This window comes from Streptomyces sp. CB02261 (assembly GCF_001905665.1).
GTDB lineage: Bacteria > Actinomycetota > Actinomycetes > Streptomycetales > Streptomycetaceae > Streptomyces.
In genome coordinates, this window is sequence record NZ_LIVX01000002.1 from 916,018 (window position 1) to 930,601 (window position 14,584).

Annotated in this window: 13 protein-coding genes; 6 read left to right on the forward strand and 7 right to left on the reverse strand. The window is 72.2% G+C overall.

Annotated elements, in window-relative coordinates:
• Window positions 1-203 precede the first annotated feature (203 nt).
• Window positions 204-1,541 carry an MFS transporter gene (locus tag AMK29_RS09810; RefSeq protein ID WP_073810500.1) on the reverse strand — a complete coding sequence of 446 codons (1,338 nt, stop codon included), beginning with the start codon at window positions 1,539-1,541 and terminating at the stop codon, window positions 204-206.
• A gap of 45 nt (window positions 1,542-1,586) precedes the next feature.
• On the reverse strand, window positions 1,587-2,048 hold the full coding sequence (locus AMK29_RS09815) for a MarR family winged helix-turn-helix transcriptional regulator (protein ID WP_073810501.1): 462 nt from the start codon (window positions 2,046-2,048) through the stop codon (window positions 1,587-1,589).
• 267 nt (window positions 2,049-2,315) lie between these two features.
• Between AMK29_RS09815 and AMK29_RS09820 the strand changes: the two genes are divergently transcribed.
• The gene (locus AMK29_RS09820) at window positions 2,316-2,576 is read left to right on the forward strand and encodes a hypothetical protein (RefSeq protein WP_073810503.1); all 261 of its coding nucleotides are present in this window, start codon (window positions 2,316-2,318) and stop codon (window positions 2,574-2,576) included.
• Here the strand turns inward: AMK29_RS09820 and AMK29_RS09825 are convergent.
• Window positions 2,546-3,964: an NCS2 family permease gene (locus AMK29_RS09825; RefSeq protein WP_241845249.1), complete on the reverse strand. Its 1,419-nt coding sequence runs from the start codon at window positions 3,962-3,964 to the stop codon at window positions 2,546-2,548. The two genes, AMK29_RS09820 and AMK29_RS09825, sit on opposite strands and share 31 nt — an antisense overlap.
• A 175-nt stretch (window positions 3,965-4,139) precedes the next feature.
• Between AMK29_RS09825 and AMK29_RS09830 the strand changes: the two genes are divergently transcribed.
• The 4 genes from AMK29_RS09830 to AMK29_RS09845 all read left to right on the forward strand — a co-directional run bounded on the left by AMK29_RS09830 (window position 4,140) and on the right by AMK29_RS09845 (window position 7,704).
• Window positions 4,140-4,424, forward strand: a complete 285-nt coding sequence (locus tag AMK29_RS09830) for a DUF2530 domain-containing protein (protein WP_073810506.1) — start codon at window positions 4,140-4,142, stop codon at window positions 4,422-4,424.
• 88 nt (window positions 4,425-4,512) lie between these two features.
• Window positions 4,513-6,924 (forward strand): HAD-IC family P-type ATPase, encoded by a 2,412-nt coding sequence (locus tag AMK29_RS09835; RefSeq protein WP_073810508.1) that lies wholly within the window; start codon window positions 4,513-4,515, stop codon window positions 6,922-6,924.
• A 166-nt stretch (window positions 6,925-7,090) separates the two neighbouring features.
• Window positions 7,091-7,339: a hypothetical protein gene (locus tag AMK29_RS09840; protein WP_073810510.1), complete on the forward strand. Its 249-nt coding sequence runs from the start codon at window positions 7,091-7,093 to the stop codon at window positions 7,337-7,339.
• Window positions 7,340-7,377: 38 nt separating this feature from the next.
• On the forward strand, window positions 7,378-7,704 hold the full coding sequence (locus AMK29_RS09845) for a DUF6422 family protein (RefSeq protein WP_073810512.1): 327 nt from the start codon (window positions 7,378-7,380) through the stop codon (window positions 7,702-7,704).
• Window positions 7,705-7,711: 7 nt separating this feature from the next.
• On the opposite strand, the gene AMK29_RS09850 is transcribed toward AMK29_RS09845, so the two are convergent.
• Together AMK29_RS09850 and AMK29_RS09855 are read right to left on the reverse strand one after the other, a co-directional pair.
• Window positions 7,712-8,146, reverse strand: coding sequence for a DUF6924 domain-containing protein (locus AMK29_RS09850; protein ID WP_073810514.1), 435 nt, complete (start codon window positions 8,144-8,146; stop codon window positions 7,712-7,714).
• A gap of 224 nt (window positions 8,147-8,370) precedes the next feature.
• On the reverse strand, window positions 8,371-9,153 hold the full coding sequence (locus AMK29_RS09855) for a hypothetical protein (RefSeq protein WP_079196811.1): 783 nt from the start codon (window positions 9,151-9,153) through the stop codon (window positions 8,371-8,373).
• Between the two features lie 199 nt (window positions 9,154-9,352).
• Between AMK29_RS09855 and AMK29_RS09860 the strand changes: the two genes are divergently transcribed.
• A complete protein-coding gene (locus AMK29_RS09860; RefSeq protein ID WP_241845215.1) occupies window positions 9,353-9,742 on the forward strand; it encodes a hypothetical protein in 390 nt (129 codons plus the stop codon).
• Window positions 9,743-9,762: 20 nt separating this feature from the next.
• On the opposite strand, the gene AMK29_RS09865 is transcribed toward AMK29_RS09860, so the two are convergent.
• Both AMK29_RS09865 and AMK29_RS09870 read right to left on the reverse strand, forming a co-directional pair.
• A complete protein-coding gene (locus AMK29_RS09865; protein WP_073810517.1) occupies window positions 9,763-12,909 on the reverse strand; it encodes a sacsin N-terminal ATP-binding-like domain-containing protein in 3,147 nt (1,048 codons plus the stop codon).
• Between the two features lie 658 nt (window positions 12,910-13,567).
• The gene (locus AMK29_RS09870) at window positions 13,568-14,497 is read right to left on the reverse strand and encodes a DUF3027 domain-containing protein (RefSeq protein WP_073810519.1); all 930 of its coding nucleotides are present in this window, start codon (window positions 14,495-14,497) and stop codon (window positions 13,568-13,570) included.
• Window positions 14,498-14,584 lie beyond the last annotated feature (87 nt).

Consider the following 14,584-nt stretch of genomic DNA (forward strand, 5'->3'; position numbering starts at 1 on the left):
CTCGTGTGCGACCGACGGCGCCCCCGCCGACGACGTCGGCGGGGGCGCGCGGAGTGCACCGCGCCGTCCCCCCGGTGGACCGGTCGTCGCGCGCACGTTTGTGCACGCGACAACCGTTCAGACTTTCGAGGGGCGGCGAGGGTTGTACGTGATCTGCTGTGCCGGCGGGACACGGCCCCTGCGGCACCGCGCTCCCGTACCCGTCACGCGGCCGTCGCCAGCCGCTCCCGGGCCACGAAGCGGACCTGCGGGTGGCCGTGGCGCCAGCCCCAGGCGACCTTGAGGCCGCCGACCCGGGCGAGGACGAGACCCACGACGACCGCCGCCGCGAGCGAGATCACACCGCCCGTGGCGAAGCCGGCGCGGGCGCCGTACGTGTCGGTGACCCAGCCGAGGAGCGGCGCTCCGATCGGCGTGCCGCCGGCGAACACCATCATGTAGAGGCTCATCACCCGGCCCCGCATGGCGGGGTCGGTCGCCATCTGGACGGCCGAGTTCGCGGTGATGTTGACCGTGAGGCCGATCATGCCGATCGGTACGAGCAGCAGCGCGAACAGCCAGAACGCCGGCGACAGGGCCGCAGCGATCTCCAGGACGCCGAAGACGGCGGCCGCGAGGACCAGCATCCGCAGCCGGGTCGAGCCGCGCCGGGCCGCCGCGAGGGCGCCCACGAGGGAGCCGGCCGCCATGAGGGTGTTGAGGAAGCCGTACGTACCGGCGCCGACGTGGAAGACGTCGCCGGAGAAGGCGGTGAGCCAGATCGGGAAGTTGAACCCGAACGTGCCGATGAAGCCGACGAGGACGATCGGCCAGATCAGGTCGGGCCGCCCGGCCACGTACCGCAGTCCTTCTCTCAGCTGTCCCTTGCCGCGCGGGGCGCGCTCCACCTTGTGGAGTTCGCTCGTCCGCATGAGCAGCAGGCTCACGAGGGGGGCGAGGAAGGACAGGCCGTTGAGGAGGAAGGCCCAGCCGCTGCCGACTCCGGCGATGAGGACACCGGCGACGGCGGGGCCGACGAGCCGCGCGGACTGGAAGTTCGCCGAGTTCAGGGAGACGGCGTTGCGCAGCTGACCGGGGCCGACCATCTCGGCGACGTACGCCTGGCGGGCCGGGTTGTCGACGACCGTCACCATGCCGAGGAGGAAGGCGATCAGGTAGACGTGCCAGACCTGGATGTGCCCGGAGAGGGTGAGGGCGGCGAGTGCGAGGCCGCAGAGACCGAGGGCGGCCTGGCTGAAGAGCAGCAGGTTCCGCTTCGGGTAGCGGTCGGCTATGACGCCGCCGTACAGGCCGAAGAGCAGCATCGGCAGGAACTGCAGGGCGGTGGTGACGCCGACGGCGGCGGCCGAGCCGGTGAGGCTCAGGACCAGCCAGTCCTGGGTGATGCGGGCCATCCACGTGCCGGTGTTGGAGACGATCGCTCCGGTGAAGAACAGCCGGTAGTTGCGGATGCGGAGCGAGGAGAAGGTTTCCCCCCGCTCGCGGGTCTTGAGGGTGGGTTTATGGACGGGTGCGGAGTCTGCTCCGGGTCCCGTACTCAAAGTGCGTTCGCCTCCTCGGCGCGTCTGCGGATGGGGCTCCGGGGGTCATCCCCGGGAAGAAGGGGCCAGGTGGGCGAGCTTCTCCAGGACGGGGGCGGCCGCGCGCAGCTTGGCCCACTCGTCCTCGTCCAGACCCTCGGCGAGGGCGGCCAGCCAGGCGTTCCGCTTGCGGCGGGACTCTTCGAGCATGGCCTCGGCCCGCTCGGTCGGGCTGACGACCTTCTGCCGGCGGTCGTCGGGGTGCGGCTCCAGCCGGACCAGTCCCTTGGCTTCGAGCAGCGCGACGATGCGGGTCATCGACGGCGGCTGGACGTGCTCCTTGCGGGCCAGCTCACCGGGGGTGGCGGAACCGCAGAGGGCGAGGGTGCCGAGCACCGACATCTCGGTGGGGCTCAGCGACTCGTCGACGCGCTGGTGCTTGAGGCGTCGGCCCAGTCGCATGACGGAGGAGCGGAGTGCGTTCACGGCCGCGTCGTCGTCCGCGGTGCCGTGGGACAGGTCAGGCATGTTCGTTAGCCTAACTCATTACTCTGCCTAAATACCACCGGGAAGGGCCCGACGTCGCACGAATCACACCCGTATCCGGCGGCACGGAGGGGGCCGCAGACGGCGGCACAGGCGGCACAGGCGGCGGCACAGGCGCCCCGGACAGCGGCGCAGGCGGCAGCACAGCGCCGGGCGGATCACACTCCGGCATCCATGTATCACCCAAACGAGTGAGTCGGATCCAGAAAGTGACGCAAAGAGGCCCCGGCTGCCCCGACCCTGAACGGCATGGGATCGACAGTGCTCAGCCTGCGCATCGACGGTGAGCTGCTCGACCGGCTCAGGAGTCACGCCGCGAGAAGAGGAATGAGCGTCCAGGACTATGTCGTCCGGACGCTCATTCGGGAGGATTTCGACGAGCGGTTCCAGACCGCCGTCGACGAGACGGAGAGGTTCTACGGGGAGGCCGACGGGGCGGCGGGCGGGACGGACGGCGCGGCGGCCGTCCCGCCCCACGCTCACGTGAGGCCGAGCGCCGGCATCGCGTAGTAGAAGACGAAGACCGCCGACACGACGTACATGGCGACCGGGACCTCCCGGCCCCGTCCGGCGGCCAGACGCAGCACGCTGAACGCGATGAAGCCGATGCCGATGCCGTTGGTGATCGAGTACGTGAACGGCATCATCACCATGGCCAGGAACGCCGGCACCGCGATGGTGAAGTCGCTCCAGTCGATGTCCTTGATCGACCCGGCCAGGATCAGGAAGCCGACCGCGAGCAGCGCGGGCGTCGCCGCCTGGGACGGGACCATCGTCGCCAGCGGCGTGAGGAACAGCGCCACCGAGAACAGGCCGCCGGTCACGACCGAGGCGAGGCCCGTACGCGCGCCCTCGCCGACGCCCGCCGTGGACTCCACGAAGCAGGTGGTGGCCGAGGAGGAGGTCGCACCGCCGGAGGCGACGGCCAGGCCGTCCACGAGCAGGACCTTGTTGATGCCGGGGAAGTTGCCGTCCTGGTCGATCAGCTTGGCCTCGTCGCCGACGCCGAGGATCGTGCCCATGGCGTCGAAGAAGCAGGACAGCAGCACGGTGAAGACGAAGAGGACGCCGGTCAGGTAGCCGACCTTCTCGAAGCCGCCGAAGAGGCTGACCTCGCCGACCAGGCCGAAGTCCGGCGAGGCGACCGGGTTGCCGGGCCACTCCGGGGTGGTGAGGCCCCAGGAGGGCACGGTCGCGACCGCGTTGATCACCATCGCGACGATCGTCATGACGACGATCGAGATGAGGATCGCGCCCGGCACCTTGCGGATGATCAGGGCGAGCGTGAGGAGCGTGCCCAGGACGAAGACCAGGACGGGCCAGCCGGTGAGGTGGCCGTCGGCACCGAGCTGGAGCGGGACGGTGGTGTGCGCGGCGTCGGGGATGCGGGAGACGAAGCCCGAGTCGACGAGGCCGATCAGCATGATGAAGAGGCCGATGCCGATCGCGATGCCCTTGCGCAGGCCGACCGGGACGGCGTTCATCACGCGCTCGCGCAGACCGGTCGCGACGAGCAGCATCACGACGACACCGGCGAGGACGACCATGCCCATGGCGTCGGCCCAGGACATCCTGGGCGCGAGCTGGAGCGCGACGACCGTGTTGACGCCGAGGCCGGCGGCGAGGGCGATCGGGACGTTGCCGATGACACCCATGAGGAGCGTCGAGAACGCCGCCGTGAGGACGGTGGCGGTGACGAGCTGGCCGCTGTCGAGCTGATGCCCGTACATGTCCTTGGCGCTGCCGAGGATGATCGGGTTCAGCACGATGATGTAGGCCATCGCGAAGAACGTGGCGAAGCCGCCACGGACCTCGCGGGCGACGGTCGAACCGCGCTCGGAGATCTTGAAGTAGCGGTCGAGGCCCGAGACGGGAGCTTCGGGACCCTCGGGGGGCATGGCCTTGGCGGCGGCCGTGGTGCTCATGGGGTGGGGTTCCTCTTCGGAGAAGTCCTTTTGGCGGTTCATACGAAGGAAACGCGCCAGAGGCAAACCGTTTCAGTATGAACACATGAACGAGGGGGCGTCTATCTCCGCGCGTAGATACGCGTCTCGGCCACCTAGACTGAAGCCCATGGCGAAGTGGACACCGAAGCACGAGGCACCCGAGCCCCTCGAAGGGCCCGTCGTCGCCACCATCACCGGCGGCACGATCCTCTGGTTCGTCCTCTTCCTCGTCCAGGTCCCCTTCTACGGCTGGTTCGACGACCGGGACCTCACCTGGTGGGTGTGGACCTGCCTGGCCGGCGCCGGACTGGGCCTGATCGGCATCTGGTACGTCCGCAAGCGCGACGCGGCGATCAAGCGGCACGAGGCGGCGGGGTCCGGGTCCACCCCGGAGTCGACGCCCGGCGCGTAGCACCTGGGGACCATTCCCCTCCTCCCCCGGTCTGATCTTCGCCCTCCTCGGCAGGTGAACGCCCCGTTCCGGTCGTAACGTCGAGAACATGACGCAGCGGGCGAAGATCGACACGGACGGCAGTGAGGCCCAGGCGGCCGGCCCCCCGCCCGTCGTCCACCGCGCCGCGGGCCTCACCTCGGCCGAGGTCGCCGAACGCGTCGCACGCGGCGAGGTCAACGACGTACCCGTACGGAGCTCCCGCTCGACCACCGACATCGTCCGCGGGAACGTCTTCACCCGCTTCAACGCGATCATCGGCGTCCTCTGGGTGATCATGCTCGTCGTCGCGCCGATCCAGGACAGCCTCTTCGGCTTCGTCATCATCGCCAACACCGGCATCGGCATCATCCAGGAACTCCGCGCCAAGAAGACCCTCGACGGCCTCGCCGTCATCGGCGAGGCGAAACCGACCGTTCGCCGCGACGGCGTCACCGCGGAACTCTCCACCTCCGAGATCGTCCTCGGCGACCTGATCGAACTCGGACCCGGCGACAAGGTCGTCGTCGACGGCGTCGTCGCCGAGGCCGACAGCCTGGAGATCGACGAGTCACTCCTCACCGGCGAGGCCGACCCCGTCGTCAAGAAGGCCGGCGACCCGATGATGTCCGGCTCCTTCGTGGTCGCCGGCGGCGGCGCGTTCACCGCCACCAAGGTCGGCCGCGAGGCCTACGCGGCCCAGCTCGCGGAAGAGGCCTCCCGCTTCACCCTCGTCCACTCCGAACTGCGCTCCGGCATCTCCACGATCCTCAAGTACGTGACGTGGATGATGATCCCGACCGCGATCGGCCTGGTCATCAGCCAGCTCGTCGTCAAGGACAACGACCTCAAGAACTCGATCGCCCGCACGGTCGGCGGCATCGTCCCGATGATCCCCGAGGGCCTCGTCCTGCTCACCTCGGTCGCCTTCGCCATCGGAGTCGTACGCCTGGGCCGCAAGCAGTGCCTCGTGCAGGAACTGCCCGCCATCGAGGGCCTCGCCCGCGTCGACGTCGTGTGCCTGGACAAGACGGGCACGCTCACCGAGGGCGGCATGGACGTCACGGAACTCCGCCCGCTGGGCGACACGGACGAGACGTACGTACGGAAGGTCCTCGGCGCCCTGGGCGAGTCCGACCCTCGCCCCAACGCCTCCCTCCAGGCCATCATCGACGCCTACCCGGACACCGTGGAGTGGCGGTGCACGGAGGCGCTGCCGTTCTCCTCCGCCCGCAAGTACAGCGGCGCCGCGTTCAGCGAGGGCGACGGCGAGACCTCGACCTGGCTCCTCGGCGCGCCCGACGTGCTCCTGCCGGCCGGTGACCCCACCCTCACCGAGATCGACCACCTCAACGAACAGGGCCTCCGGGTCCTCCTCCTGGCCCGTACGGCACACGAGCTCGACGACCCCGAGGTCGCCGCCGACGCCCACCCGGCCGCCCTCGTCGTCCTCGAACAGCGGCTCCGGCCCGACGCCTCCGACACCCTCGCCTACTTCGCCGACCAGAACGTCGCCACCAAGATCATCTCGGGTGACAACGCGGTGTCCGTCGGCGCGGTCGCCGGAAAGCTCGACATGGCGGGCGCGGAGAACACGGTCGACGCCCGCACCCTCCCCACCGACCGGGAGGAGATGGCGAAGGTCCTCGACGAGAACGCGGTCTTCGGCCGGGTCACGCCGCAGCAGAAGCGGGACATGGTGGCGGCGCTCCAGTCGCACGGCCACACGGTCGCCATGACGGGCGACGGCGTCAACGACGTCCTGGCCCTGAAGGACGCCGACATCGGCGTCTCGATGGGCTCGGGCTCGGAGGCCACGCGGGCGGTCGCGCAGATCGTCCTCCTGAACAACAGCTTCGCCACCCTCCCGTCCGTGGTGGCGGAGGGCCGGCGGGTCATCGGGAACATCACCCGCGTGGCGACCCTGTTCCTGACGAAGACGGTCTACTCGGTGCTCCTGGCGGTCCTGGTGGTCTGCTCACAGGTCGAGTACCCCTTCCTGCCCCGCCACCTCACGCTGCTGTCCACGCTGACGATCGGCGTCCCGGCGTTCTTCCTCGCGCTCGCCCCCAACAAGGAGCGCGCGAAGCCGAACTTCGTCCGGAGGGTCATGCGGTACGCGATCCCCGGCGGCGTCATCGCGGCGGCGGCCACCTTCACCACGTACCTCCTGGCCCGCCACCACTACAGCGGCACCGGCGCCCTGGAGGCCGAGACCAGCGCCGCCACCCTGACCCTGTTCCTCGTCTCGATGTGGGTCCTGGCGATCATCGCCCGCCCGTACACCTGGTGGCGCCTCACCCTGGTCGCGACCATGGGAGGCGCCTTCCTCCTCGTCCTGGTCGTCCCCTGGCTCCAGGACTTCTTCGCCCTGAAGCTGGTGGGCGTGACGATGCCGTGGACGGCGGTGGCCGTCGCGGCCGGCGGAGGCCTGCTCCTGGAGACGGCGTGGCACTGGGTGGACCGCAGGTTCCCGGCGTAGGAGGTCACGCGCTGCGCGTGCGGGTCGGCCGCGAGAAACTGAAGCTGTCGGCGAATGTCGGACGCCGCCGAGGCGTCGGGCGCATCGGACGTCACCGAGGCATCCGACGCAACGCATCTGCCGTCCCTGACTTCCCGGACGCATCTGACTTCTCGAGGAGACGGTCATGACGACGGAGCAAGGTAGGAGCATCGACACCATCCCGGAGGAGTTCGTCGGACTGATCGAGGAGTTCCGCGCTCTGCTCGACAAGCACCCGAAGGCGGTCCGGCACTTCTCGCTGGCGTACCACCCTGCGGGTCGCGAGGGGGAAGTGACCACCACGACGACGACGGCGGGAAGCCATCAGCCGGTCTTCGAGTGCTCCGAGATCGAACCCGGATTCGTCGTGTGCGAGCGCGTCGACGAGCAGTGACCGTGCAGGAACCGGCCGGACCACCGACAGGAGCCGTGATGTCCTATCCGCACGACCGTCTCAATGACGAGCAGGTGCGAGCCCTCAGAGAGGCGGCTCAGCTGGTCAGTCAGGCACGGAGTACGGCTGCCGACGTGCTCTCCCGCTCCGGAATCGACCCGGGTCTCGTGTCCCACGGGTCCTTGCACTTCTGCACCGCGATGCAGTCGCCCGGCCCACCGATCCGCGCCTGCGGGTGCCCGGGGTTCCGGGGCGACGCCGACTTCTGCTTCAGCCAGTACCACGACTTCACGGGCCCGGACCTCGGCGGGGGCGCGATCATCCGCATCTGCGGCCACCCCCGGGACGCCCATGAGGTGATCTGAGGGGACCTCAGGAATCCGACTCCCCGTCGAAGCCCAGAAAGGTCCCGGATGCGTCGGTCGCGTCCGCGAAGTCGGCGAGACCCATGTTGCCGATGGTGAGGTTGGCCGACACGTCGGGGAACCACCGGGCCGGCAGCCTGAACGTGCGCCCCGGCTCGTCGTCCGACAGATCCACGGCCAGGAGGGCGTACGACGGGTCCCCCATGGCCCGCGCGTCGGCCAGGAACACCTGGACGATCTGCTCGTCCTCCCCCGCACCGGCCTCCTCGTCCACCAGCTCCTGGACGCTCACCCCCGAGAAACGGGGATCGCTGACGTATGTGGCGTGGGTGCGCTGGTCGACGGCGTCGAGCGCGGCGCGGAGGTCGTCCCAGGCCGCGTCGTCATCGAAGTCGGTGCGAAGGACGAGCGAGGTCAGGTCGTCGGGGTACGGCAGCGGCATGGGAGGGATCCTCCCATGCGCCTCCGACATCGACCGTTCCCGCCGGGGCGGCGATCAGGCGGCGGCCCGGCAGTCGGCACGGTCGGCGTCCGGGTCGTGGCGGACTCGGATGGGAGGAAGGGCGCGGGGATGGCGGGACGTGGAGATACGCGCCCCGGTGGCGCGAGGCGCGGCCCTGGGCGGGCCGGGTTCGTGGGCTTCTGGTGGGACCGAACCCCCGCCCGTCAGCGCACGTCGACGTAGTCGGCTACCGAGAGGGAGGGTGCCACCCAGTACGGGGCCGCGTACTTCCAGCGGTAGTAGCCGTCGGCCGATGCCGTGACCGTGGTGCGGAGGTGTCCGGTCGCGTTCGAGGTCACGGTCTTCACCGTGGCGTACGCCGTGCACGGGTACGTGCAGTACTGGAGCTGCACCGCCTGACGGGACAGCCCGGTCCAGGTGTTCGAGTTCCAGTTCGCCACCGTCAGCCGGCCGTTGACGGTGAGCGCCGCACCCCTGCGTACCGGCTCGGGCGTCGCGTCGCCGATGAGCGCCGTGGCCCGGCGCACCGACGCCGACGGGTAGTAGCCGCTCCGGTAGTCCCCGTCCCGGGCATCCACCTGGACGTAGACCTTCCAGTTGCCCGGGCCCGCAAGCCCGTTGTGGATCAGGTCATCGCGCGGATCCAGCGTGTGCGTGGTGGTGCACGTCTTCACCGCGCCGGTGCCTGTGCAGGTGGCACGCCGGGAAGCGGCGTAGTTGATGTCGTCACCGACCCGGTTCTCGAGGTCCAGCCAGACCTCCGTGAGAGCGGAGTCCTCGGCGATGGTGGCCGTGACGGTCACCTTCTTCGCGGTGGTGGTCAGGACGATGTCCTTGCCGCCGTTGACGACGACCTTGGTGATCCGCATGTTGCCGACGACGGCCTGGGCCGTGGGTGCGAGCGTCGTCGCGAGCGCCGCGACGGTCAGGAGCGCACCGCCGAGGGCTGCCGCCCGGCCGGAACGAGTGAGTGCGCGAAGGCGCAAGATTCCCCCCAAGGAAAGAATCCGGCCTCTTGGCCGGATCTATCAGCTTCGTGCGGAGTGTACGGGCCGACGAAGTCGGGTGCGGCGGGACGGCCGGCCGGTTACTCTGCCCGGCATGCGGAACGCACGTGCGAACGGGCCTCGGGGCTTCAGGTAGCCCGCCAGGACACCCCTGGCGGTCGCTACCTACGGAGTCGCCGTGGCACGCACCGCCCATCACCCTTCCCACACCCGCAGGCGCACGCGTCACGCCATGCTCACGGGCCAGCCCTGGTATGCCGTGGTCCTGCGTGACCTCCGGTACAGCGCCCGGGACGTCTCCCAGGCCCGGCGGGAGGGCCGTCGGCCCCGGCCTCGTCCGGTCCTGCGTGCCGTCGAGGTGTACGCGTTTCCCCGGCACCAGTCGGATGCCACCGTCGGGCGGTGGGCCGCCGTGGAAGAGCGACGTGCCCGGCAGCGGCTCCGCCGACAGGCGGGGGTAGTGCTGCGGCTCGTGAACGCTCCCGGCGGCGCCGTCGATGTCGACGCCGCCGACCTCGTCGGCATCCCTCCCGCCCGCCACCGGCGCGGTGGGCTCTGGTTCGCCTAGTGCCCGGCCGGTGCCCGGACTCAGTCGAACCAGCGGTCCCTCGCCAGTTCCGGGGTTCGTGACGGATCCTCCAGGAGGGCTGCCACCTCGAAGCGGCGGGGCCATTGGCCCGAGGCCCAGGCCAGGCCCGCCGCCACGCCTTCCAGGGTGGAGGCGTGGACCACGCCGTCCGGGGTACGGCGCCAGTCGAGTTCCGTGCCCGCCGCCCGGAGTTCCTCGTGCTCGACGTACGTCGTGGGAGCGGCCGGTCCCAGGAGGGTGCGGACCGCGTCCGGGACCTCGTGCTCCTCGCCCTCCGTCGTCACCTCCGCCTCCACCGTCTCGCTCAGGCGGCGCACCTGGAACAGCTCCGCCAGGTCCCCCGCCCGCGACGGCGACACCGGCAGCAGCGGCAGGCCCCCCTCCAGGGGCAGCAGGTCCGGGGCGTCCGCCACCACGGCCTCCGACGCGTCCACCACCGCCAGCGTGCCGTCCACCACCGCCCGCAGCTCGTCCGGGAGCGTCACCTGCTCCGGGTCCAGGTCGGCCAGGGCCGTGTACAGGGCGTGGAGTTGCACCGGTGACACCTCCCGCGACGGGTCCGCCAGCCGCGTCAGGAGTTCCGCCGCGCCCCCCGGTTCGTCCAGGAGCGCGCTCACCGACGTCCGTACGCCCAGGGCCCGCAGGACCTGCTCGTCCTCGAAGCCGGTCGCGTCGGCGGAGTCGTACAGACCGATCAGGAGCGGGTCCGTGCCGGCCGCGCGCAGTCCCGCCGGGCGCCGGCCGTCCAGGACCGGGTGGTCCCGCAGCCACCACGCCGTGTACGAGCGGACCGTCTCCGTCGTGCCGTCCGGCAGGAGGACCCGTACGGGCTGGGTCAGGGCGTCCCGGAGAGGCGGCTGCGCGAGGAGCGCCAGCGCCTGCGGCCAGGCGTCGTCGTCCACCAGGTCCAGGTCCCGTACCGCCACGATCTCCGTCGCCACCGGCGGCACCGGCGACTCCGGCAGCCGGTCGAGGACGTCCTCGCACCACACGTCGACCGCGTCGAGGAGCCCGGCGTCGTCCGGCTCCGGGTAGTCGCCCTCGCGCGGTTCGACCTCGTCCGGGTCGAGGAGCAGGTCGGTGGCGCGGACCAGGGCGAACGTGGCGAGCACCCCGCAGGCGGCGAGGGGCTGTTCGCCCCAGCGGGCGGCCAGGTCGGCGTCCACGTAGGCCAGTTCGTCCTCGCGCATGACGGCGGCGAACGCCGAACCCGGAAGGACCAGTTCGCCCGCCGGGGAGAGTTCGCCGTCCTCGTCGGGGAGGGCGAGCGCGGCGAGCCAGGGCTCCTCGCCGGGGTCGAGCTCCGCGTCCCGTACGAGGGCGAGGACGGTCTCGGCGAGTTCGTCCGCGTCGAGCGCGTCCCCGTCCTCGTCCCAGATCTCGCCCGCGTCGAGGGAGGCCGCGACCGCCGCCCGTACCTGCGGGGTCGTCAGGACCGATCGGGGCGTGGCGGGCAGGGCGCCCAGCTTCTCCAGGAGCGGGTGGGCGGCCTCGGGGTGGGCGACCTTCAGACCGAGGCGGGTCAGTTCGGCGGGGGTCCTGTCCTGCGGCAGGAGGACCTGGCGGGGGCCGATCGCCGTCCGGATCCGGGCGGCGCCCTCCTCCGGCTCCGCCAGCGGGACGGGGAGGCCCGACAGCCGGTCCGGGTCGACGCCGGCGAGGGAGTCGTACAGGCGCCACCACCAGGTGGGGGCCCTGTCCACACCGGCGAGGCGGTCGATCGCCTCGGTCAGGGGGACACGGCCGACGCCGAGCGTACGGAGCTCGGGCCGCCGCTCCAGGCCCGCCGGGAGGAGCGTCGGGAAGACCTCCGCGAGGACATCGACCGTGTCCGCTCCCGCGCCCTCCGCGACCTCGGCCTCGATCGGGCGGAGCGCGGGGAGTTCCTCGGTGGGGGCGGCGGGCGCCAGGAACGCCACGCGCGGCAGCCGGTCCAGGATCGCCTCGCGCAGCGCCCCGTCGAGGGGTCCCTTGCCGAGCGGGCCGGGGACGAGGTCGAGCGTGGCGGTGGTCACCGGCTGCCAGTCGGCGAGGAGTTCGGCGTACGCGTCGGCGGCTCGCTGCACCAGGAAGTCGGTGAGCGGTCCGGGCGCCGGGTGCCGGCGCGCGGTGTCCAGGGGCAGGGAGGCGATGAGGAGGGCGGGGATGCCGAGCGGTTCGTCGGTGGGGGTGGGGGCGTGCACGACGGGGGTCGTACGGGGGTGGCGGGGGGCGCCCTCGGTGTCCACGGGTACGGCCCAGGTGACGGACCAGTGGGGGCGGAGGCGCTCCTCGACGGGGCGGTCCTTGAGGAGTTCCGCTTCGAGGGGGCCGCCGTGGGTGACGGTCCGCCAGCGGTGGGTGCCGGTGGCGGTGTCCTCGATCCGTACGTAGCCGTCGTCGTCGGTGCGGCTGAGGGTGCGTACGCCCTCCGCCGTCTCCACGACGATCTCGGCGAGGCCGGGGAGCGTGAGGAGGAGGGCGTCGTCGACGGAGTCGAGGAGCCGTTCGGCGAGGTCGCGGGCGGCGGTGTCGCGGAGGGGGAGGACGACGACCGTGTCGTAGCCGTCAGGGGCGGAGCCCTCGGCGGGCAGCGGGAGGCGGAGGAGGGGCACGTGGCCGTCGCGGCGGCGGAGTTCGTCGCCGAGGCCGGGGCTGTACCGGGCGGTCTCGGCGGCGAGTTCGCGGGCTTCGGCGAGGGACCAGCGGACGCCGCCGTGTCGGCCGAGGACGGCGGGCTCGTCGGTGACGGCGAGGACGGCGGCGAAGCCGACGCCGAAGCGGCCGACGGCGCCGTGGGTCTGCTCGCGCTTGGCGGAGGCGCGGAGGGTGGAGAGCGACTCGGCGCCGGCGGCGTCCAGGGGGGCGCCGGTGTTGGCGGCGGCGAGGACGGCGGGGCCGTCGGGTCCTGCCGGGTGGAGGGTGAGGCGCAGGCGGCCGGGGACGGCGGCGCGGTGGGCGGCGTCGGCGGCGTTCTGGGCGAGTTCGACGACGAGGCGGTCGCGGTAGCCGCCGAGGGCGAGGTCCTCCTCGGCGTTGGCGTCCTCCCGGAACCGGGCGGGGGAGGCGCCCCAGGCGTCGAGCACGCCCCGCCGCAGCCGTGCGGTGCCGAAGGGGTCGGTTCCGTCGGTCGTCGTCCGGACGCTGACGCTCACGTCTGACTCCACTCTGGGGCGGGGGTGGGGGGTGGGGGTCCTGCGGGCCCGATGATCCGGGGCCCGAAAGGTACCGCGCTCCGGGGGGCGGCGGTCGCGGGGGCACGGTCTTGGTCGGGGCGCGTGGGGGCATTCGGCGCGCGGGCGGTGCGGCGGGCCGCCGTGCCTGCGGGGGCGGGGTGCGGGGTGCCTCCCGCGTGGGCCCGTTGTGGGCAGGCGTTCCGCGGGACGATTGCCCGCACGGAGGGGGTGAGGGGCCGCCGCCCACCCGGCACCGTTGTGGGCAGGCGTTCCGCGGGGCGGAACGGGTGGGCACCACCCACGACAGCGCCGCACCCGGGGTGCGGGTTCAGGCGCGGGAGCCTCGGCCCGGCAAGGGGCGCCGTCCCGTGTGCCCACCCGTCCCGCCCCGCGGGACGATTGCCCACACGGAGGGGGTGAGGGGCCGCCGCCCACCCGGCACCGTTGTGGGCAGGCGTTCCGCGGGGCGGAACGGGTGGGCACCACCCACGACAGCGCCGCACCCGGGGTGCGGGTTCAGGCGCGGGAGCCTTGGCCCGGCCAGGGGCGCCGTCCCGTGTGCCCACCCGTCCCGCCCTGCGGGACGATTGCCCACACGGAGGGGGTGGGGGTTCTGGCGTGGCGAAGGGCGCCGCGCGCGGGCGGTCGGTTAGGAGTGGCCCAGGTCTTCTGAGGTGTCGTCGGGTTCGGTGGTGGAGCCGGAGTCCTTCGCCGGGCGGAGGGGGAAGGCGTCCACGGCCGTCGAGTCGAAGACGGGCGGCGCGGGCCGCGGCGGTGTCGGCATGACGGCGGCCTCGGAGTGGCCTCCGCAGCCGTAGGCGAGGGAGACGACCCGGCCGTCGGCGGGGGCGAACTCGTTGGCGCAGACACCGAACGCCTGCTTGAGGGACCCGGCGAGCGGCACCAGGAAGGCGCAGGACTCGCAGGAGGCCGGCGCGGCCTGGGCCATGGGCGTGCGGGCGCCGAAGGCCTCGTCCCAGCGGTCGGCGGCCACGTGCAGGCCGTACCGGGAGAGGACGCGGGCCCGGCGCATGCCGAGTTCTTCGGCGACCGCGGCGACTGTGCCCCGCGCGGGGGTGCGGGTCACGATCTCGGCGTCCTCGGTGTCGAGGTGCTCCTCGAGCTCCTCCGAGACGATGGAGTTCGGCGGCGGCGCGTCCTCGCCCGTGTAGCCGGGCTCCAGGCGCAGGTCGTCCTGCTCGGTGGGGAGGAGGTCGCCGGGGCCCATGTCGCCGGGGCGGAGCCGCTCGCTCCAGGGCACCCACTCGGGGGCGAGGAGGGCGTCGGAGCCGGGCAGCAGGACGGTTTCGTCAAGGGTGACGTTCTTGGCGCGGGACGCGCGGGTGACGGTGACCGCCCAGCGCCAGCCCCGGTAGCCGGGTTCCTTGGACTCGAAGTAGTGGGTGACGACGCGGTCGCCCTCCGCGACGACCTCGACGTGGGCGCCGACGATGCCGGGGGCGGCCGCCTCCTCGGCGGCCTCCCGCGCGAGGTCTACGGCCTCGGCGCACAGGCGGTCGGGGATACGCGTGGCTCGCGGGGTACGGGGGGTACCGCTTCGCGTCGTCGCAGCACTCACAGGTCTCGCTTCTCTCCTACGCCGTCTCACGGGTGCGCCGGCCGAGGGGCGGGAGCGAAGCCACGGGCGGCGGGCGGAGCGGACCTG

What these genes read in the sequence shown, in the direction of transcription:
- AMK29_RS09815 (WP_073810501.1), bottom strand. Translation starts at nt 2,048, where the DNA reads ATGCCTGACCTGTCCCACGGCACCGCGGACGACGACGCGGCCGTGAAC.
- AMK29_RS09820 (WP_073810503.1), top strand. Translation starts at nt 2,316, where the DNA reads ATGGGATCGACAGTGCTCAGCCTGCGCATCGACGGTGAGCTGCTCGAC.
- AMK29_RS09825 (WP_241845249.1), bottom strand. Translation starts at nt 3,964, where the DNA reads ATGCCCCCCGAGGGTCCCGAAGCTCCCGTCTCGGGCCTCGACCGCTAC.
- AMK29_RS09830 (WP_073810506.1), top strand. Translation starts at nt 4,140, where the DNA reads ATGGCGAAGTGGACACCGAAGCACGAGGCACCCGAGCCCCTCGAAGGG.
- AMK29_RS09835 (WP_073810508.1), top strand. Translation starts at nt 4,513, where the DNA reads ATGACGCAGCGGGCGAAGATCGACACGGACGGCAGTGAGGCCCAGGCG.
- AMK29_RS09840 (WP_073810510.1), top strand. Translation starts at nt 7,091, where the DNA reads ATGACGACGGAGCAAGGTAGGAGCATCGACACCATCCCGGAGGAGTTC.
- AMK29_RS09845 (WP_073810512.1), top strand. Translation starts at nt 7,378, where the DNA reads ATGTCCTATCCGCACGACCGTCTCAATGACGAGCAGGTGCGAGCCCTC.
- AMK29_RS09850 (WP_073810514.1), bottom strand. Translation starts at nt 8,146, where the DNA reads ATGCCGCTGCCGTACCCCGACGACCTGACCTCGCTCGTCCTTCGCACC.